We start from the raw sequence: 19306 nt of genomic DNA on the forward strand, positions 1-19306 counted from the left end.
TCCTGGTCATGCGGGGTAGGTGGAACCGAACGCGAAGGTCCCCGCGCCGGCCTCGTGGACGGCGTGGCCGTCCTCGTGGCGCAGGAACCGGGCACCGGCCGGGGCGCGGACGTTCCGTCCGGGCACCCAGACCTCGGCGGCCGTGCCGGCGGGCACACGGACGCGCAGGTCGAACCGGTCTCCGTCACGCGACCAGGCCGATTCGACCCTGCCGCGCACGGTGTCGAGGGAGGCGGCCGCCCGGTCGAGACCGGTGGGCACGCCCGGCCGGATCGTCACGGTGCGGTAGCCGGGCCGGCCGGGACGGATCCCCGCCAGCCCCTGGTAGAACCACGAGCTGACCGACCCCCAGTAGTGGTGGTCGTAGGAGCGGGACGTCAACGCCCAGCCCTCGAACATCGTCGAATGGCCGTTGACGATCCAGTGCCCCCAGCTCGGCTCCGTCGTCCGGGTGGCCACCTTGTAGGCGGTGTCGGTGTAGCCGTGGTCGCTGAGCAGCGTCATGAGGAAACGGCCCGCGAACACTCCCGCCGTGAGGTGGTGGCCCTGGGCGACGATGTCGTCGTTCAGGCTTCGCGCGACGGCCTTCTCCTGGCCGTCCGGCACCATGCCGAACGCCAGGGGCAGCGCGTTCTGCGTCTGCGCGTAGGCCTGGACCGTGCCGTCGGCGCCCACGGTGCGGTAGACGCGCCGGGACGCGTCCCAGTACCGCTTGTTGTAGGCGTCGCGGATCTGCCCGGCCAGCGTCCGGTACCTGGTGGCGGCGCCGTTGTCGCCGAGCAGCCGCGCGCTCTCCGACAGCCGGTCCGCCATGTAGAAGTAGTAGGCCGACGCGGTGGCGTCCACCGGGCCGACCGGGCCCTTGCCCGCGTACTCGCCCAGGAAGACGTTCTGCTTATTGGCGTAGACGTGGTCGTCGGTGAAGTACGTCCGCGTGTAGTCCACGAGCTTCTTGTGCGTGTCGTACATCTCGGCCAGGATCCGCGTGTCGCCGTAGGCCGTGTACATCTCCCACGGCAGCACGAACGTGGCCGCGTCCCACGACGGGACCGCGCCCCAGATCATGTTCCAGCCGGGCGTGTTCTCATAGCCGTACAGCGGGGTCGACGGGACGATCTCGGGGATCTCGCCCTTGGGAGACTGGGCGTCGCGGAAGTCGGCCAGCCACTTCGTCCACACGCGGGCCATGCCGAAGTTGCAGGCGGCCGCCAGCGCCGAGGCGTGGGCGTCGCCGGTCCAGCCGTTCTTCTCGTAGGTGGGCGTGTCGGTGACGAACCCGTGGGTGTTGTTGAGCAGGGTGTTGCGGGCCGCCTGCTGGATCTTGTTCAGCAGCTCGTCGGAGCTGGTGAACGTGCCGGTGGACGGCACCGACGAGTGCACGACGCGGCCGGTGAGCGTCGCCCGCGTGGGGCGGCCCGGGAAGCCGGTGACCTGGACGTACCGGAATCCCTTGTAGCCGAACGACGGCTCCCACGTCTCCCGGCCCCGCCCCGCCAGGGTGTAGCGGTCGTTCTGCAGCTGCGTGTCGATCAGGCGGTTCCCGGCGTCGGATCCGGTGCCGTCGGCGTTGAGCTTCTCGCAGTGGAACAGCGTGACGGTCTGCCCGGCGGGGCCGGAGACGTCCAGCCGCACCCAGCCGGCGAAGATCCGGCCGAAGTCGAACACCCACACGCCGGGCTTCGCCTCGGTGACCGAGACCGGCGCGACCTCCGCCACCGGCCTGATCGGTTCGAGCTGGGCGGCGACCAGGCGTCCGGACGGCCCGGCGACGGTCGCGGCCCGGCGCCACGTCCGGTCGTCGAAGCCGGGGCGGTCCCAGCCGGGCAGGGCGCGGCGGGCGTCGTGGTGCTCGTCGCCGTAGATCGAGTCGTAGCGGGTGGGCCCGTCGGTGGCGCGCCACGACCCGTCCGTGGTGACCAGCTGGTGACGCCCGTCCGTGAAGGTGATCTCCAGTTGCGCCTTCAGGGCGGGCTGGGCGTGCCAGGGCGCCTGGTGCCAGTACCACTCGTTGGGGTCGGCCAGGCCGTACCAGCCGCGGCCGAGTTCGGCGCCGAGCACGTTGCCGCCCTGGCGCACCGCGTCCGTCACGTCGTAGGTGCGGTACAGGACGCGCTTGTCGTAGGCGGTGAACCCGTTCTCTATGGCGGCGTCGCCGACCTGCCGCCCGTTGAGGCTGAGCTTGGGGAAGCCGCCCGCCGCGACGTACAGCCGCGCGCGCTTGACGCGTCCCTTGGCGGTGAACTCCCGGCGCAGCAGCGGCGCGGGGGTGGCGATCGGCAGGACGATGTCCTTGCCGGTCGCCTGCCCGGGGACGGCCAGCCCGTCGCCGGTGACGTCGCCGCCGGTGAACGGGTTGGCGCCGCGCGCGAAATCGGTGTGGAAGACGCGTTCGCCGCCGGTCTCGACCGTCACCTCGTGCAGCATCCCGGCGGCGGCCGTCTCGGCCCGCACGCCGATCGTGCCGGACTTCTGGGCGCCGTCGGTGAGGGTGTCGACGCGTTCCCCGTCGATCCACGTCGTGATCGTGGTGCCGCGGGCCTCGACGGCGAGGGTGTGCCGGGTGTTCCTCAGCTCGCCCGGCGCGATGTTGGTGATCGGCACCCGCTTGAGCGTGGTCAGCGTCGTGTCGGAACTGCTGCCGCCCGGGTAGCGGCGGACCTGCGCGACCAGGGTCGGCACGCCGTCCACGGCGGTGACGCGCCAGGTGTAGGTCTCCCCGTAGGTCTTGCCGACGGGGCGTGCGCGGAACAGGAAGTCCAGCGCGTCGCCGGTGAGGGTGAAGACGAAGGTGGTCCTCTGGTCGGCCCAGTCGTGGTCGGGGTCCTGGCGGCCGCCGATCCAGCGGGCGCGCCAGTCCTCGGGACGCAGCAGGCCCATCTCCCACCACGACGGGCGGCTCCACGGGGAGGGGCGTCCGCGTTCGTCCCAGGTGCGGACCTGCCACCGGTAGCGGGTACGGGACACCAGGGTGGGGCCCGCGTACTCGACGTGGGCGGTGGCGTCGGACGCGACGCGGCCGCTGTCCCACACCGGGCGGTCGTCGTCGTGGCGCGTGACGCGGATCTGGTAGGCGGTCTGCCGCGTGGTGCCGGCGGGAGGCAGCCAGGCGAGGCGGGGCCGCGGCACGTCCAGCCCGAGCGGCTGCTCGGCGTACTCGACGGTGAGGCGCTCGGGCCGGTCGCCCGGGGCCGCCGCCGACGCGGGGTCGGTCAGCGACGGTCCCAGGGCGACGGCCGCGCCCGCCCCCACGGCACCGGCCTGCAGCACGTGCCTGCGCGTGGGCCGGCTGGGGGTGGTGTTCTCCATGCGGGTCCCCCGAGTCAGCGGGCCGAGGAGTGGAAGGTGAGGCGGCCGGAGCCGACCTGGTACACGGCGTAGCCGTCGCGCATGCCCGTGAACCGGGCGGTGGACGCGGCGGGGCCGGTGACGCGCAAGTCGGCGGCGGCGCGGGCCGGGACGTGCACCTCGGCGGTCACGTTGACCGGCACGTCCACCGACATCTGGAACACGGCGCCGCGCCGGGCCCAGTCGACGCCCACGTCGCCGCGCTGCACCGGCACGGTGCCCGACGCGCGGTCCAGTCCGGACAGCGGCGGGCGCACCCGCACCCGCGCGGAGCCGGGCGCGGTGACCGACACGCCCAGCAGGGACTCCTGGACGTCCACGAGCGCGACCGACCCCCACGGGTGGGAGTGGCTCTGCCCGGTCTCAGGCGCGTCCCACGACTCCCAGGTGAACGTGCCGCCGCGCGCCAGGATGTTGCCCCAGCCGGGGCCCTCGGTGTCGGTGAGGCGTTCGACGACCTGGTCGGGGCGGTCGGCGAGGGACTTCATCAGCCCGTGCGAGGTGAACGGCCCCATCCGCATGCCGAGCCCGGCGACGTAGGACACGACGCGGTCGCGGTCGGCCGCCGGGGTGACGCCGTAGGCGACGGCGTAGGCGTTGGCGATCTGCGAGGCGTGCGTGCTCTGCGTGCCGTCGCTTCTGAGGCCGTCGATGTAGACGCCGTCGGGGCGGCGCAGCTTGGCGTTGACGGCGGCGGCCAGGTTCTGGGCGTCGCGGCGCAGCGCGGCGGCGTCGCCGCCCCTGCCCAGGGCGTCGGCGGCGCGGGCGGTGGCGTTGAACACGTCGACGCCCAGCGCGTTGATGACCGTGCGGGCGGCGGTGTCCATGTCGTGGCCGTAGCGCATGGTCGCGGGCCAGTCGATGATGCCGTACTGGTACTGGCCCGAGCCGCCGGTCAGGCGGGTCACCAGGCCCGTGCCGGAGTCGATGTGGCGGCGCACGTAGTCGGCCACGGCGGTCATCACCGGGTACGCGGCGGCCAGGGTGCGCGCGTCACCGGACCGCAGGTAGTACTCCCACACCCAGCCGGGGAACATCTCGGTGTAGTCGGGGATGTCGCGCTTGCCGTCGCCGTTGGGGTACACGGCGTTGAGGCGGCCGTCGGGCCAGTAGCGGGCCTGCGACTCGATGAACTCGGTGATGGCCTGCCGGGTGAGGCGGCGCTCCCCGTAGGCGGACATGGTGGCCAGGGAGATGTCGACCGCGTCGCCGAGGAACTGGCCCTTCTCCCGGGTGGGGGTGTCCAGGAACTGCCACTGCGACCCGTACAGCGCCGAGCGCCGCATCAGGTCGTAGGCGGCGTCCACGCCCTCGTCGGACGTGCGGAGCTTCGCGGTGCGCGACAGGTCCACCTCGGTGTGCTGCACGACCGCGCTGATGTCCTCGGGGTCGACGCCCGCGCCGGGCTCGATCTCGAAGTAGCGGAAGCCCATGTAGGTGAACGACCGGAACGTCTGGTCGCCGTCGCGCTGGGTGTGCCCGTAGGTCAGGTCGGTGCTCTGGTTGTCGCTCTTGGAACGCGACACCGACCCGTCGGACGCCAGCACGTACCCGGCGTGCATGGCGACGTGGCGGCCCGCCTCGCCGTCGCGGAACCGCACGACGGGCATGCCCGGGATGATCTTTCCGAAGTCGGCGACCAGCGCGCCCGACTCCAGCCGCGTCACCTTCCGCGGGCGGATCACGGTGTAGGAGAGGTCGGTCTCCTGGCCGGTGAGGGTCTTGAACGGCCCGGCCGGGTGGGCGCCGACGACCTGCGGCGCCTGCCAGGACGAGTCGTCGAACCCGGGGCGGTCCCAGCCGAGCGGCTCGGCGGTGGCGTCGTACTCCTCCACGTAGTCGGCGCCGTCGCCGTTGCGGCGCGGGGCCGTCTTCCAGGGGCCGCGCGTCACCTTCCACGATCCGTCGGTGACGACGACCTGCCGGGTGCCGTCGGCGTGCTCGACCTCCAGCCGCACCAGCAGGCCGGGCTCGCCCTTGGGACGGCCCTGCCCGCCCCCGTGCCAGTGGTACTGCACGCCCAGCGCGGCCGGGCGGCCCTCCTTCAGCCGCGAGGTGACGTCCACGGTGCGGTAGTAGCCGCTGTCGGGGTACTCGTAGGCGGGGCCGTGGTCGACGACCTCGCCGTTGAGGTGGAGCGCGTACTGGTGGCTGGCGGAGATGTGCACCCGGGCCCGGACGACGCGGGATGTGCCGACGGTGAACTCCTTGCGGGCCAGGGTGTAGTCGTCGGCCTCGGCCGTGGTGCGCCGGATCCAGCTTGCCTGCCAGTCCTGGTCGCGCAGGCCGGTGTCGAACTCGGCCGGGCGGGACCAGGGGGAGACCTTGCCGGTGCGGTCCCACGTCCGCACCGTCCAGGTGTAGCCGGTGCCGGGGGTGAGGGCGGGCCCGCCGTACGGCACGTACTCCTGGCTGCCCGACGCGACCTTGCCGCTGTCCCACACGCGCGCGCCGCCGTCGGCGCGGACGACGACCTGGTAGGCGGTCTGCGTCTCGCCGGGGTCGACGTCGCGCGGCCGCCAGCCGAACAGCGGCGCGCCCTCCACGTTGAGGGGGCGGGCGCGGTCACCGACGGTCAGCTCGACGGGGGCCTTCGGCGCGTGACCCGCGGCCTTGACGGCGGCCGAGGCCATCGAGCCCGGCAGCGCGACGGAGACCAGGGTCAGCGCCCCCGCCGCGACGGCCAGGGAACGGTGCGAGATGGCACGCATGTAACTCCTCGGGGGTGATGCGAGCGAAATGGGGGTGGGCGCGCGCGGCGGGGGACGCGCGCCGGCTCGTCGTTACTGGGCGGGTGCGGAGAACCGGTACGTGCCAGAGCCGACGGTGAAGACCGCCGCGCCGTCCTCCATGCGGGTGAAGCGGGCCCCGTCCTGGGTCACCTCGGCTGCGGCGCGGGCGGGCACCCACACCTCGGCCGTGGTGTTGACGGGGACGGACACGTCGAGGGTGAAGCGGCCGTCACGCACGGTCCAGGACGTCTGGATCGGGCCGTAGGCCGAGTCGTAGCGTCCCGTGGCCCGGTGCACCTGGCCCCCGGGGCGGGGACGGATCACGGTGTGCCGGTAGCCGGGCTGTCCGGCGGCGATGCCCGTGATGTTCTGGTACATCCATTCGCCCACCGCTCCGTAGGCGTAGTGGTTGAAGGAGTTCATCGCCGCGTCCTGGAAGGACCCGTCGGGCTTGATGGAGTCCCAGCGCTCCCACATGGTGGTGGCTCCCTGGTCGATCTGGTAGCCCCAGGACGGGAACGTGCGCTGGTGCAGCAGCCTGTAGGCCACGTCGGTGTGCCCGGTCTGGGTGAGGACGGGCAGCAGCTGGGGCGTGCCCAGGAATCCCGTGGACAGGTGCCAGTCGCGTGCCTTGATGAGCTCGACGAGCCGGTCCGCCGCGGGCTTGCGGGCCGATCCGGGCAGCAGGTCCATGGACAGGGCGAGCACGTAGGCGGTCTGGGTGTCGCCCTTCACCCGGCCGTCCTCCGACACGTACGCCTTGACGAACGCGTCGCGGACGCGCCCGGCCAGCTCGTCGTAGCGCTCGGCGTCGTCCTCCTTGCCGAGGGCGCGGGCGACCTTGGCGACCAGCCCGGTGCTGTAGGCGAAGTAGGCGGTGCCGATGACGTCCTTGGGCGTCTCGTCGCCGACGTTCAGCCAGTCGCCGTAGCCGGAGGCGGGACGCAGCAGCCCGGTGCTGTTGGTCTCCAGGTAGGAGATCCACTTCTGCATGGCCGGGTAGTTGTCCTCCAGCACCTGCCGGTCGCCGTACGCCTGGTACAGGTTCCAGGGGACGGTGACCCCGGCGTCGCCCCAGCCGGCGCTGCCGCCGCCGATGAACCCGACCTTCGGGGCCACGTCGGGGAACGCCCCGTCGGCGGCCTGGGCGTCGCGCATGTCCCGCATCCACTTGGTCAGGAAGCGGGCGGAGTCCATGTTGTAGGTGGCGGTACGGGAGAACACATTGATGTCGCCCGTCCACCCCATGCGCTCGTCCCGGGCCGGGGTGTCGGTGGGGATGGACAGGAAGTTGCCTCGCTGCCCCCAGGTGATGTTGCTGTGCAGCTGGTTGAGCATCGGCACGTCCGTGGAGAACGACATCGTGAACGGCTCGGCCGTGTGCATGACGCGCCCCACGACGGCGTCGCGCGACGGGGTGCCGGGGTAGCCGGTCACCTCGACGTAGCGGAAGCCGTGGAAGGTGAAGCGCGGTTCGTAGGTCTGCGCGCCCCCGCCGTTGAGCGTGTAGGTGTCGGTGGCCTTGGCGGTGCGCAGGTTGCCGGTGTAGAGGGTGCCGTCCTTGTTGAGCACCTCCGCGTGCCGGATGGTGACGGTCTGCCCCGCCTTCCCGCCGGCGGGGATGCGCAGCCGCACCCGGCCGACCATGTTCTGGCCGAGGTCGAAGACGTGCACTCCCGGCTTGGGGCTGGTCACCTTCACCGGCGTGATGTCACGTTCCACCCGGGTGGGCGCGTCGAGCCGGCCGACGGGCCGGGCGGTGGCCTCGTCGTTGACGATGACCTGCTTCCAGGCCCCGTCGTCGAACCCGGGCCGCGTCCAGCCGGGGGTCTCCTCGCGGGCGTCGTACTGCTCGCCCATGAGCAGGTCCGAGGTCACCACGGGCCCGTCGGCGCTGCGCCAGGTGCGGTCGGTGACGATGCGCTGCGAGGTGCCGTCGGTGTAGTCGACGTCCAGTTCGGCCCGCAGCCACGGGCGCTCGCCGTACTGGTTCGGCCCGAAGATCGCGATGTGGCCGGAGTACCAGCCGGGCGCCACCGTCACGCCGATCGCGTTGCCGCCGCGCCGCAGCAGCCCGGTCACGTCGTACGCCTGGTACTGCACGCGCCTGCCGTAGTCGGTCCAGCCGGGCGCCAGCTCCTCGGTGCCGACGCGGCGGCCGTTGATCTCGGCCTGGTAGACGCCGAGCGCGGTCGAGTACAGCCGCGCCCGCCTGACCTTCTTGCCGAGGCTGAACTCCTTGCGCAGCTGCGGCGTGAACCCGTCGGGCCCGGTGGTCACCGTCGTGAACGTGAAGCGCCGGTCTCCCGCGACGGGCTTGCCGTCCCGGTACGCCTGCCCGTGCTCGTAGCCTCCGCCGGTGTGGCTCCACCAGCCGATCTGCCCGGACGGGTCGGACTGCTCGACGTAGTACGTCCCGGCGGGCGCGGGCTCGTCCAGCACGAGGGCGGCCTCGGCGTTGTCCGGGTGGTTCTCGACGCGGCTGCGCGCCAGCAGTTCGCCGCCGGGGCCGCCCCTGTAGAGGGAGACGGTGACGTCGGCGTCGGTGGTGTGCCAGGTGGGCATGGGGATGGACACCCGGCTGACGGGCCTGTCGGAGGTGAACGTCTGCCCCTGCGTGCTGCCCTGGGTGAGCTGCGACGGGTCGTTCTGCCCGGTGAACGATGTGGGCAGCGGGACCGGGGCGTCGTGGCCGATCCACTGGCCGCCCAGGGTCGCGCCGTCCAGCAGGCCGGTCTCCCACCACGTGGGCTTGCTCCACGGTGAGGGCCGTCCGTGCACGTCCCACACCCGCACCGTCCAGTGGTAGCGGGTCCTCGCCTTCAACGCCGGCCCGCCGTAGGGGACGAGCACCGACTGCGACGAGGACACCTTGCCGCTGTCCCACACGTCGGGCCTGCCGAGACGGCCCGGGTCGGTGGCCACGCGGATCTGGTAGGCGGTCTGGGCCTGACCGCGCGCGGCCGAGCCGAGCCGCCAGCTCAGCCGGGGACGCGGCGCGTCGATGCCGAGGGGACGATCGCCGTGCTCGGTGCGGGTCTGGTCGACGCGCACGCCGTCACCGCCGGGGGCGGACGCGGCGGCAGGGGCCGCCGCCAGGGATCCGGCGACGGTGACGGCCAGGACGGGGACGAGTAGTGGTCGGAACGGGAATCGCCGCATGGGCTCCTCCAGTTTTCGGGCGCGGTGAGGCGCCGCGTGCACGGATCCCCCGATCACGTTCACGTGGTGTCCGCGGCGTGAGCCGCGTCAGGAAGGCTCTAGGGCTTGACCACGACGAGTTCGACGTCCATCAGGTCGGCCAGGGCCCTCAGGTCGGGCACCAGGTGGCCGGTGGCCAGGGCCCAGTGGTGGGAGATGCCGGTGGCGCTCCACGCGTCGGTCCACTCCCCCGGGTCGCAGCCGAAGTCGACCCGCGAGGTGGTGTTGCCGATCTCCAGCAGCGGCCCGTCGACGACCTCGCCCTCGGACGCGACGAACGCGAACCGCCCGTCCCGCCGCTGGATGACGCCGAACGCCGTGACCGGCCCGTGCTTGACGTCGAACTCGACCGACACGCCGTAGCCGCGCTTGCCGTGGTAGACGCCGAGGCCGCGCAGCAGCGGGCGGCGGGCGCTGATCGCCAGGTGCGCGGGGCCGTCGTGGCCCATCTCGACATGCCCCCGCGTGAAGTCGAGCGCCTGGAGTTCGGTGAACGAGCCGCCCGCGCCGAGCCGGTCGGCGATCAGCATGGCCAGGGAGGTGCGCAGCTCGTACTCGCCCGCCGCGGGGACGCCGCGCGCGGTCAGCAGCGACGCGCCGAGGATCATCCCGGCGCCCAGCCGCTCGTGCACCTCGCCGTCCAGCCCGCGGTGGTAGTAGGCCAGCGAGTCCAGCGCGAAGTCCTCGACCAGCCGGTCCAGGCCCACAGACACGCGCGCCGCCCAGGTCAGGTCGGTGTCGTTGACCGACTCGGCGAACTCGAACACCTCCCGCGCCTGCTTCTTGCGGGCCTCGGTCTCGGCGTCGGTGACCTTGTCGACCCGCACCCGCAGGTCGTCGAACTCCAGCACCTCGACGTGCCCGCCGAAGTTGGCGGCCACCAGCGTCAGGTCGGTCGACACGTCCAGCATCCCCGGGTACAGGTGCCCCATCAGGCCGTGCCGCCCGCGCCGCAGCGCGGCCCGCACCCCGGCCGCGCGCACCCACCGGCCGATCTTCGCCCAGGCGCGCTCGTCCTCCAGGTAGCCCGACACCGACCGGAACGGCACGCCGCAGCGGGCGAACGCGTTGGCCATCTCCGGCAGCGGGCAGGCGCCGCAGTACGCCAGCCACTGCCCGGTGTCGAACGTGGCGTGGTCCATCGACTCGGTGGGCTGCAGGTTGATCAGCAGCACCGGGGCGCCGGACCGCTGCGCGACCGGCACCAGCATCGTCGCGGTCATGTAGGTGGTCAGGAATCCGACGATCAGGTCGCAGCCGGCCTCCCGCAGCCGCTCGGCGGCGGCCGCGCCCTCCCGCTCGTCGGAGATGAAGCCGACGTCGACGACCTCGGCGCCCAGGCCGCGCATGCGCTCCGACACGCGCTCGGCCGAGCGTTTCAGCTGGGGCAGCAGGTCCGGGAACTGCGGCCAGTACGCGCCGAGTCCGCCGGCGACGAGGCCGACCCGGACGGGCGGGACGGTGATGCGATCGGATGTCAGGTCCAGGTGTGCCGTCACGGTTAGGTCCTCCTCGGACGTGCGGCTGGGGTGGGACGACGGGGCCGGCGCGGCTCCTGCGCGACCGGCGCCGGCCCCGTCGGGTCTGGTGCGGGGGGCGCTACCGCAGGAACGCGGCGGCGACGCCCGCGTCCACGGGCACGTGCAGGCCCGTGGTGTGGGTCAGGTCCCCGCCGGTGAGGGCGAAGACGGCGGCGGCGACGTGCTCGGGCAGCACCTCGCGCTTGAGCAGCGTGCGCTGGGCGTAGTACTCGCCGAGCTTCTCCTCCTCCACGCCGTAGACGGCGGCGCGCTTGGCGCCCCAGCCCCCGGCGAAGATGCCCGACCCGCGCACCACGCCGTCGGGGTTGACGCCGTTGACGCGGATGCCGTGCCCGCCGAGCTCGGCCGCCAGCAGCCGCACCTGGTGCGCCTGGTCGGCCTTGGTGGCGCCGTAGGCGATGTTGTTGGGCCCGGCGAACACGCCGTTCTTGGACACGATGTAGACGATGTCGCCGCCCATGTCCTGCTCGACCATGACGCGGGCGGTCTCCCGCGACACCAGGAACGAGCCGCGCGCCATCACGTCGTGCTGCAGGTCCCAGTCGGCGGCCGTGGTCTCCAGCAGCGGCTTGGAGATCGACAGGCCCGCGTTGTTGACGACCAGGTCGACGCCGCCGAACGCCAGCACGGCCGCGCGGACGGCCGCGGCGATCTGCTCCTCGTCGGTGACGTCCACGGCGACGGCGGTGGCGACGTCGCCGGGCCGCAGCGCCCCGGCCGTGTCGGCGATCTCCGCGGCGACCTTCTCGGCCGCGGCCAGGTCGCGGTCGGCGACGACCACGCACGCGCCCTCGGCGGCCAGGCGCCGGGCGGTGGCCGCGCCGATGCCCGACCCGCCGCCGGTGACCAGCGCGACCCGCGTGGCCAGCGGCTTGGGCTTGGGCATGCGGCGGAGCTTGGCCTCCTCCAGCTCCCAGTACTCGATGCGGAACTTCTCCGACTCGGGGATCGGCTGGTAGGCGGACAGCGCCTCGGCCCCGCGCATCACGTTGATCGCGTTGACGTAGAACTCGCCGGCGACCCGCGCGGTCTGCTTGTTGGCGCCGAAGCTGAACATGCCCACGCCCGGGACGAGGACGATCGCCGGGTCGGCGCCGCGCATCGCCGGGGAGTCGGCGGTGGCGTGCCGCTGGTAGTAGGCGGCGTACTCCTCGCGGTAGGCGGCGTGCAGCTCGCGCAGCCGCGCCTTGACGTCCTCCAGCGGCGCCGACGGCGGCAGGTCCAGCACCATCGGCGCGACCTTGGTGCGCAGGAAGTGGTCCGGGCAGGACGTGCCGAGCGCGGCCAGCCGCGGGTGCTCGGCGCGGGAGACGAAGTCCAGCACCTCGGGGCTGTCGGTGTAGTGCCCCACCTGCGGCCGGTCCGTGGACGCCAGGCCCCGGACCAGCGGGAACAGCTCGGCGGCGCGGGCGTGCCGCTCGGCCTCGGGCAGGGGCTCGTAGCCCTCGACCACCGGGCCGAACGGCTCGGCCTTGCCGTTGCGGGCGATGAACTCCTCGGCGGTGCGGATGATCTCCAGCGAGTTGGCCTGGCACTCCTCGCTGGTGGCGCCCCAGGCGGTGATGCCGTGGCCGCCGAGGATCACGCCGATGGCCTGCGGGTTGTCCTTCTTGATCTGGGCGATGTCCAGGCCGAGCTGGAAGCCGGGCCGCCGCCACGGCACCCACACCACCCGGTCGCCGAAGATGCGCCGGGTCAGCTCCTCGCCGTCGGCGGCCGTGGCGATCGCGATGCCGGAGTCGGGGTGCAGGTGGTCGACGTGCGCGGCGTCCACCAGCCCGTGCATGGCCGTGTCGATGGACGGGGCCGCGCCGCCCTTGCCGTGCAGGCAGAAGTCGAACGCGGCGACCATCTCGTCCTCGCGCTCGACGCCCGGGTAGACGTCGACGAGTGCGCGCATGCGGTCCAGGCGCAGCACCGCCAGGCCCGCCTCGGTGAGGGTGCCCAGGTCGCCGCCCGAGCCCTTCACCCACATCAGCTCGACGTCCTGCGCGGTCACCGGGTCGGTGACGGTGCCCTTGGCGGAGGCGTTGCCGCCCGCGTAGTTGGTGTTGCGCGGGTCCGAGCCCAGGGTGTGGGCGCGTTCCAGCAACTGCTCCACTTCGCGTGGAGTGGAGGTCATTATTCGCTTCCCCTCGTCGTTACTTGCCGGTCAACTTGCTCGTCGTGAACGTGTAGGTGCCCGAGCCGGTCTCGACCCGGACGGTTCCGTCGCCGCCCGCACCCAGGACGCGGACGCCGCGCGCGGCGGTCAGTGCGGCGCCGCTCTCGGTGACGGCCGCCGCGGATGCCGCCGGGATGCGGATCTCGGCGGTGGCGCCCACCGGGACGTCCACGTCCAGCCGCAGGCGGCCGTCCTCGCGCCGCCACCGCACCGCGACCTTCCCGTGCGGCGTGGCGGTGGAGCCCTCGGCGAACGTCAGGTCGCCCAGGACCTGGGGCGCGACCAGGATCCGGTCGAAGCCGGGCGCGGCGGGGCGGATGCCCGCCAGGTCCTCGAAGAACCACTCGCCGATGGCGCCGCCGAGGAAGACGTGGTCGCGGGACCGGGCGTCCAGGTCCCACCGCTCCCACAGCGTGGTGGCGCCGTTGTCGATCCAGTAGCCCCAGCTCGGGTAGGTGCGCTGCGTGGCGACCTTGTAGGCCAGCTCGCCGTGGCCGCGCGCGGTCAGCTCGGTGAGCAGGTACTTGGTGCCGAGCGCGCCGGTGTTGAGGTGGCCGCCGCGTTCGTTGATGTCGCGGACGAGCCGGTCGGTGACCGCCTTCTGCGACTCCTCGGGCGCCAGGCCGAGCGCCAGCGCGATCAGCGCGGAGGTCTGCCGGTAGCCCGGGTCGGAGCGGGTGACGTAGGCGTCGCCGCGCAGGAACTCCCGGTTGAAGGCGGCCTTCATCTTGGCGGCCTCGGCCCGGTAGCGGGCGGCGTCCTCGGCGTGGCCGAGGGTCTGCGCGATGTCGGCCAGGGTGACCGCGTTGGAGTAGGTGTAGGCGGTCCCGGCCAGGCGCATGTCCTCGGGGGTGTTACCGCCGTAGCCGGGCGCCAGGTAGTCGTTCAGCGTGCTCGGGTACAGGCCGTCCTGGCCCCGCTTGAGCCAGTTGTCCAGGTAGTGGCGCATGGCCTGGTAGTTCTCGGCGAGCACGTCGCGGTCACCGTAGCGCAGGTACATCTGCCACGGGATGGTGAAGAACGAGGCGTGCCACGGCGGGGCGTGCCAGCCCGAGCCCAGCCCCCAGCCGTTGTCGGGCACGATCACCGGCAGCAGCCCGTCGGACTGCCGCTGGCTGTCGCGGTGGTCGGTCATCCACTTGGTGAACAGCCGCCGCAGGTCGTACTCGGACATCTCCATCTCGGCCATGAGCTGGGCGTCGCCGGTCCAGCCGTTCTTCTCGTACATCGGCGTGTCGGTGGGGATGCCGTGCCAGTTGTTGACCACCGTCTGCCGCGTCGCCGTGCGGATCGTGTCGAACAGCGCGTTGGAGCTGCGGAACGAGCCGACGGACCGCAGGTCGGTGCGCACCTCGCGGCCGTCGAGGTCGGCGGCGGCGGGCGCCTCGCCCGGCCAGCCCGTCACCTCGACGTACTGGAAGCCCTTGTAGGTGTAGCGGGCCTCCCACGTCTCGCCGCCCGCGCGTCCGGCGAGGGTGTACTCGTCGGTCTGGAAGCGGCCGGTGACGTGCCCGCTGACGGCCTGGACGGTGCCGTCGGAGTTGAGCCGCTCGCCGTACTTGAGCCGCACTGTGGCGCCAGCCGGGCCGTCGACGCGGATGCGCGCCCAGCCCGCGATGTTGCGCGGCAGCTTGAACACGTACGTGCCCTGCTTGGGGTTGGTGACCTGCACCGGGCGCAGGGTGTCGGTGACCCGGATCGGCTCGTGCTCCTCCGGGACGACGGTGTCGGACGGGGCCTGCACGGTGGCGGCCCGCTGCCAGGACGAGTCGTCGTATCCGGGCCTGTCCCAGCCCGGACGTTCGGTGCGGGCGTCGTAGGACTCGCCGCCGTAGAGGGAGTCGAAGCGCACGGGGCCTTCGGCGTAGCGCCACTGCCCGTCGGTGGCGACGGTCTGGGTGCTGCCGTCGGTGTAGGTGATGACGAGCTGGGCCAGCAGGCGCGGCTCGGCCGTCCAGGACGTCTTGTGCCAGTTCCAGACGTTCTGCTGGGTCATGCCGTAGAAGCCGCGTCCGAGCCGCGCGCCGATCGCGTTGCCGCCGCGCCGCAGCAGGCCGGTGACGTCGTGCGTGACGTACTCGACGCGCTTGTCGTACCGGGTGAACCCCGGCTGCAGCACCTCGTCCCCGACCTTCCTGCCGTTCAGCGTCAGGTCGACGTAGCCGCCGGCGGCGGCGTACAGCCGGGCCTTCGCCACCCGCTTGCCGGGGACGGTGAAGTCGCGGCGCAGCAGCGGCTCGGGCCGGGTCGGGCGTTCGGGCTGGACCTGGCCCCAGGGCCCGCTCCCCCAGGCCGCCAGCACCTTGGCCGCCGGCCAGGACGAGTCGTCGTACCCGGTGGCCTTCCAGTCACCGCTGGGCGCCGAGTTCAGGGAGCGCCAGGTGCCGCCGGTGTCGAACTCGCCGGGGTTCTGGCCGGGCAGCTCCAGGCGGGCCAGCAGGCCGGCGGGGCCCTCCTTGCCGTTGGCGGCCTGCACGGCGATGACGTTGCGGCCCTGCCGGAGCTGCGCGGTCACGTCCACCGTGATGGGACGGCGCCAGTTCTCCTGCTCGGGTACCGGGTCGCGGCCGCCGACCTCGGTGCCGTTGACCCAGGCGGTGAAGCCGTCGTCGGCGGTCATCACCAGCCGGGCGCCGGACGGCACGGCGGACAGGTCGAACGCGCCCCGGAAGTAGCGGGTCGCGGCTGGGGCACTGGTGGCCGGGTCGCCCTCGGGATACCAGATCCAGTCGGTGCCGGTCAGGTCCGGCAGGGCGGCGTCGGCGGCGGGCGCCCCGATCCACTGGCCGCGCCAGCCGTCGCGGGCCAGCGCGGTCTCGAACGAGGTGGTCCTGCTCCATCCCGTCCACGTGCCGCGCGCGTCGGCGACCTTGACGCGCCAGGTGTAGCGGGTGGCGGGCCGGAGCGCGGGCCCGCCGTAGCGGATCCCGTGGCCCGCGGACCCTCTGATCTCTCCGGAGTCCCAGACCTTGCGGCCGCCGTCCAGCGCGACGGCGATGCGGTAGGCGGTCTGGCGCTGGCCCCGCTCGGCGGACGCGAGCGTCCAGCCGAGGCGGGGCCTGGGGTCGACGACGGACAGGGGGTCGGCGGCGTTCTCGGTTTCCAGGGCGGTGACGCGCAGCCCGGCGGCGGCGTGCGCGGGCGTGACAGGGGTGAGCAGGAGCACGAACGTCGTCGTCACCGCCGCTGCGCGGCGGGATCTGGACCAGGACCGGGGGGTGGGGGACAAGTCCGTCGCCTTCCGTCCGTCAGGAGAGCCTGAAGTCGATCACGCGGATGGATGAGGGGGTGGTTCCGGAGGACTTGCGCTGGTACATCACCGACAGCACGCCGTCGGTGGCGATCCGTGAGTCGTCGACGAGGACCTCGCCGAACGCGTTGAGGGTGCGGCCGCCGTCGTAGAAGGTGCCGTCGAACAGCAGCTTCCAGTCCGTCCAGCCGCTCGCCTTGCTCGCGGCGACGATCCGGCCGAACGGCATGACGACGTAGGCGTTGTCGTTCTTGTCGAACACGATGCGGGAGCGGCCGAACGCCTCGTTCGGCACGGGGATCTCCACCTTGCGCCACTTGCCGGACGCGTCGCGGGTCACGTGGAACGCCCGCGAGTACGCCTTGCGCTGGGCGGTGAAGTCGGTGACGCACTGGGTGAAGCGGCCCGGCACGTAGCTGATGATCACGTGCGGGGCGCCGGTCGAGTCGACGGCCTGGCTCTCCTGGTTCATCAGCGCGTGGTTGGGGTCGATCGGGTCGACCACCAGGCCCGGGTCGTCGAGCGCCACCAGGTCGGCGGTGCCGGTGGCGGCGACGGTCCGGCCCGCGTCGTTGCGCCAGGTGCGGCCCCGGTCGTCGGAGTAGACGTAGCCGGTGTCGTGGTTGGACAGGCCGCCCGGGTGGCACAGCACGCCGAAGTTCTGCTCCCGCCAGGTGAACGCGGCGTGCAGCCTGCCGTCCTTGCCGTAGGTGATGCCGTGGACGTACATGTTGCGGGCGTTGCTGGTCGTGCCGTTGCCCGAGTACGTCCCGGCGGCGCTGGACCACTTGCCGAGCTTGGTCCACGTGCCGCCGTCGTACTCGGCGATCTCGTTGGTGCCGTTGCCCGAGCCGCCCGTCCGGTACACCAGCTGCAGCTTCTTCTCGGGCGTGACGGCGAACTGCGGGTAGGTGATGTCGCCGAGGTCGGCGCCGTCCAGGTCGCGCCGCACCTCGCCGAACCGGGACGCGTCCCACCGGCTCGGCGACGGCCTGGACGCCAGGCCCGGCTCGGACTTGGTGTAGTACACCCGGTTGTTGTGGGTGTCCATCGCCACGTGCAGGCGGCCGTCCTGCGGCGACACCCCCAGCGAGATGACGTTGTGGGAGTCGTCGACCGACAGCCGGTGCGGCAGCACCACCGTCTTCCACGCGCCGTCCGGCAGGTGACGGCGCGCGATCACCGCGCTGCGGTCGGCGGTGTACCACGCGGCGTACTGGTATCCCGCGTAGGTGAGGACGCCGCTCTGCTGGAACGACCCGTTGTTGACCAGCCCGTCGTAGGACACGAAGTACAGCGCCCGCGGGTCGAGCTCGGTGTCGCGCAGCCGCTTGAGCGACGGCGCCTCGCCCGCCTTCACGGCCGCCCGCGCACCGGCCGTCGCGGCCGAGGACGCGGCGGCCGCGGGCACGACGGCGAGGGCGAGCAGGGCGGCGGCGCCGAGCGTTGCCGCTCGCGCCCGGCGGCCGCGCGCCCTGCCCAGGGTGGTCACGCTCCCCACCCCGCCTGGGTGCCGCCGACCCGCTCGGCGACGATCCGTTCGAAGTAGCCGGACGCCTTGTAGGCGGCGACCGGGTCCGGGTGCAGGCCCATCTCCTCGCGCAGCTCGGCGAGCAGCGGCCGCACGTCGGTGTTGAACGCGTCCATGAACACCGCGTTCGCGGCGAGCACGTCGCCGGACCGCTGCGCCTCACGCAGCGCGTCGGCGTCCACCAGCAGCGCCTTGGCGGTGGCCTCCTGCACGTTCATCACCGAGCGGATCTGCCCCTGGATCTTCGGCTCGATGTTGTGGCACTGGTCGAGCATGAACGCGATCCCGGCCGCCGGCTCGTAGCCGCCGCCCCGCACCACCTCGTACATGATCCGGTACAGCTGGAACGGGTCGGCCGCGCCCACCATCAGGTCGTCGTCGGCGTAGAAGCGGGAGTTGAAGTCGAACCCGCCGAGCTTGCCCTCGCGCAGCAGGAACGCCACGATGAACTCGATGTTGGTGCCGGGCGCGTGGTGCCCGGTGTCCACCACGACCTGCGCCTTGGGGCCCAGCTTGAGGCAGTGCGCGTAGGAGGTGCCCCAGTCCGGCACGTCGGTGGTGTAGAACGCCGGCTCGAACAGCTTGTACTCCAGCAGCATCCGCTGGTCGTCGCCGAGCCGCTCGTACACCGCCTGCAGGGCCTCGAACAGGCGGTCCTGGCGTTCGCGGATGTCGTCCTGGCCCGGGTAGTTGGTGCCGTCGGAGAACCACAGCTTCAGGTCGCGCGAGCCGGTGGCGTCCATGATGTCGACGCACTCCAGCAGGTGGTTCAGCGCCTTCTTGCGGACGGCCGGGTCGGGGTTGGTGACGCTGCCCAGCTTGTAGTCGTCGTCCTGGAAGACGTTGGAGTTGATCGCCCCGACCCGCACGCCGCGCTCCTCGGCGTAGTCGGCGAGGGCGGCGTAGTCGTCGACCGTGTCCCACGGGATGTGCAGCGCCACGCTCGGCGCCACCCCCGTGAAGCGGTGCACCTGCGCCGCGTCGTCGATCTTCTCCTGGGGGGTGCGCGGCACGCCCGGCTGGGGGAACACCTTGAAACGCGTCCCGGAGTTGCCGTAGGCCCAGGACGGAGTCTCGATGTGCTGGCGGCGCAGGGCGTCCTTCACCGCGCTGATGTCAGTCATGTGTTCCTTTCCCCGGTCCCCGGTCTCCCGGTGGCCGGTCTGCGGGCCGTCCCGGGTGCTCCGGGACGGCCCGATCGTCCTAGTCCAGGTGGAAGACCTCGGTGAGTGGCAGCATCCCCTGGTCGGGGGCGCGGCCGTCCAGATCCTCGAAGAACGGCGCCATCTCGGCCTGCCAGCGGGCGTTGACCTCGGTGCGGGCCATGCCCTCCAGCGCCTTGTCGAAGTCGTCGGTCTCCAGGTAGCCGACCAGCAGCCCGTCGTCGCGCAGGAAGAGCGAGTAGTTGCGCCAGCCGGTGTCGCGCAGGGCGGCCTGCATCTCCGGCCAGACGGCGGCGTGCCGCTCCCGGTACTCCTCGATCCGGTCCTGCCTGACCTTCAGGAGGAAACACACGCGTCGCATGGGCGCCCTCTCCCGCGG

Annotated in this window: 9 protein-coding genes; all 9 read right to left on the bottom strand. The window is 72.6% G+C overall.

Going from position 1 to position 19306, the window contains the following annotated elements:
* Window positions 1-6: 6 nt before the first annotated feature.
* A complete protein-coding gene (locus tag ABD811_RS23630) occupies window positions 7-3306 on the bottom strand; it encodes a family 78 glycoside hydrolase catalytic domain (RefSeq protein WP_344951622.1) in 3300 nt (1099 codons plus the stop codon).
* Window positions 3307-3320: 14 nt separating this feature from the next.
* Window positions 3321-6056 carry a family 78 glycoside hydrolase catalytic domain gene (locus ABD811_RS23635; protein ID WP_344951624.1) on the bottom strand — a complete coding sequence of 912 codons (2736 nt, stop codon included), beginning with the start codon at window positions 6054-6056 and terminating at the stop codon, window positions 3321-3323.
* A gap of 72 nt (window positions 6057-6128) precedes the next feature.
* The gene (locus ABD811_RS23640) at window positions 6129-9239 is read right to left on the bottom strand and encodes a family 78 glycoside hydrolase catalytic domain (protein ID WP_344951626.1); all 3111 of its coding nucleotides are present in this window, start codon (window positions 9237-9239) and stop codon (window positions 6129-6131) included.
* 98 nt (window positions 9240-9337) lie between these two features.
* The gene (locus tag ABD811_RS23645) at window positions 9338-10777 is read right to left on the bottom strand and encodes an L-fucose/L-arabinose isomerase family protein (RefSeq protein WP_344951629.1); all 1440 of its coding nucleotides are present in this window, start codon (window positions 10775-10777) and stop codon (window positions 9338-9340) included.
* Window positions 10778-10877: 100 nt separating this feature from the next.
* Entirely contained in the window at window positions 10878-12941 is a 2064-nt protein-coding gene (locus ABD811_RS23650; RefSeq protein WP_344951632.1) for a bifunctional aldolase/short-chain dehydrogenase, read from the bottom strand.
* A gap of 19 nt (window positions 12942-12960) precedes the next feature.
* Window positions 12961-16164: a family 78 glycoside hydrolase catalytic domain gene (locus ABD811_RS23655; RefSeq protein ID WP_344951635.1), complete on the bottom strand. Its 3204-nt coding sequence runs from the start codon at window positions 16162-16164 to the stop codon at window positions 12961-12963.
* A gap of 67 nt (window positions 16165-16231) precedes the next feature.
* Window positions 16232-17725 (bottom strand): BNR repeat-containing protein, encoded by a 1494-nt coding sequence (locus ABD811_RS23660; RefSeq protein WP_344951638.1) that lies wholly within the window; start codon window positions 17723-17725, stop codon window positions 16232-16234.
* On the bottom strand, window positions 17722-18888 hold the full coding sequence (rhaI, locus tag ABD811_RS23665; RefSeq protein ID WP_344951641.1) for an L-rhamnose isomerase: 1167 nt from the start codon (window positions 18886-18888) through the stop codon (window positions 17722-17724). The genes ABD811_RS23660 and rhaI overlap by 4 nt, the downstream gene beginning before the upstream one ends.
* A 79-nt stretch (window positions 18889-18967) precedes the next feature.
* The gene (locus tag ABD811_RS23670; RefSeq protein WP_344951644.1) at window positions 18968-19288 is read right to left on the bottom strand and encodes an L-rhamnose mutarotase; all 321 of its coding nucleotides are present in this window, start codon (window positions 19286-19288) and stop codon (window positions 18968-18970) included.
* Between the last annotated feature and the right edge of the window lie 18 nt (window positions 19289-19306).

It is taken from the genome of Actinomadura miaoliensis (genome assembly GCF_039536785.1).
Classification (GTDB): Bacteria; Actinomycetota; Actinomycetes; order Streptosporangiales; family Streptosporangiaceae; genus Spirillospora; species Spirillospora miaoliensis.

Excerpts from the sequence above, each read along its gene's own strand:
- ABD811_RS23630 (WP_344951622.1), bottom strand. The coding sequence starts at position 3,306 with ATGGAGAACACCACCCCCAGCCGGCCCACGCGCAGGCACGTGCTGCAG.
- ABD811_RS23635 (WP_344951624.1), bottom strand. The coding sequence starts at position 6,056 with ATGCGTGCCATCTCGCACCGTTCCCTGGCCGTCGCGGCGGGGGCGCTG.
- ABD811_RS23640 (WP_344951626.1), bottom strand. The coding sequence starts at position 9,239 with ATGCGGCGATTCCCGTTCCGACCACTACTCGTCCCCGTCCTGGCCGTC.
- ABD811_RS23650 (WP_344951632.1), bottom strand. The coding sequence starts at position 12,941 with ATGACCTCCACTCCACGCGAAGTGGAGCAGTTGCTGGAACGCGCCCAC.
- rhaI (WP_344951641.1), bottom strand. The coding sequence starts at position 18,888 with ATGACTGACATCAGCGCGGTGAAGGACGCCCTGCGCCGCCAGCACATC.
- ABD811_RS23670 (WP_344951644.1), bottom strand. The coding sequence starts at position 19,288 with ATGCGACGCGTGTGTTTCCTCCTGAAGGTCAGGCAGGACCGGATCGAG.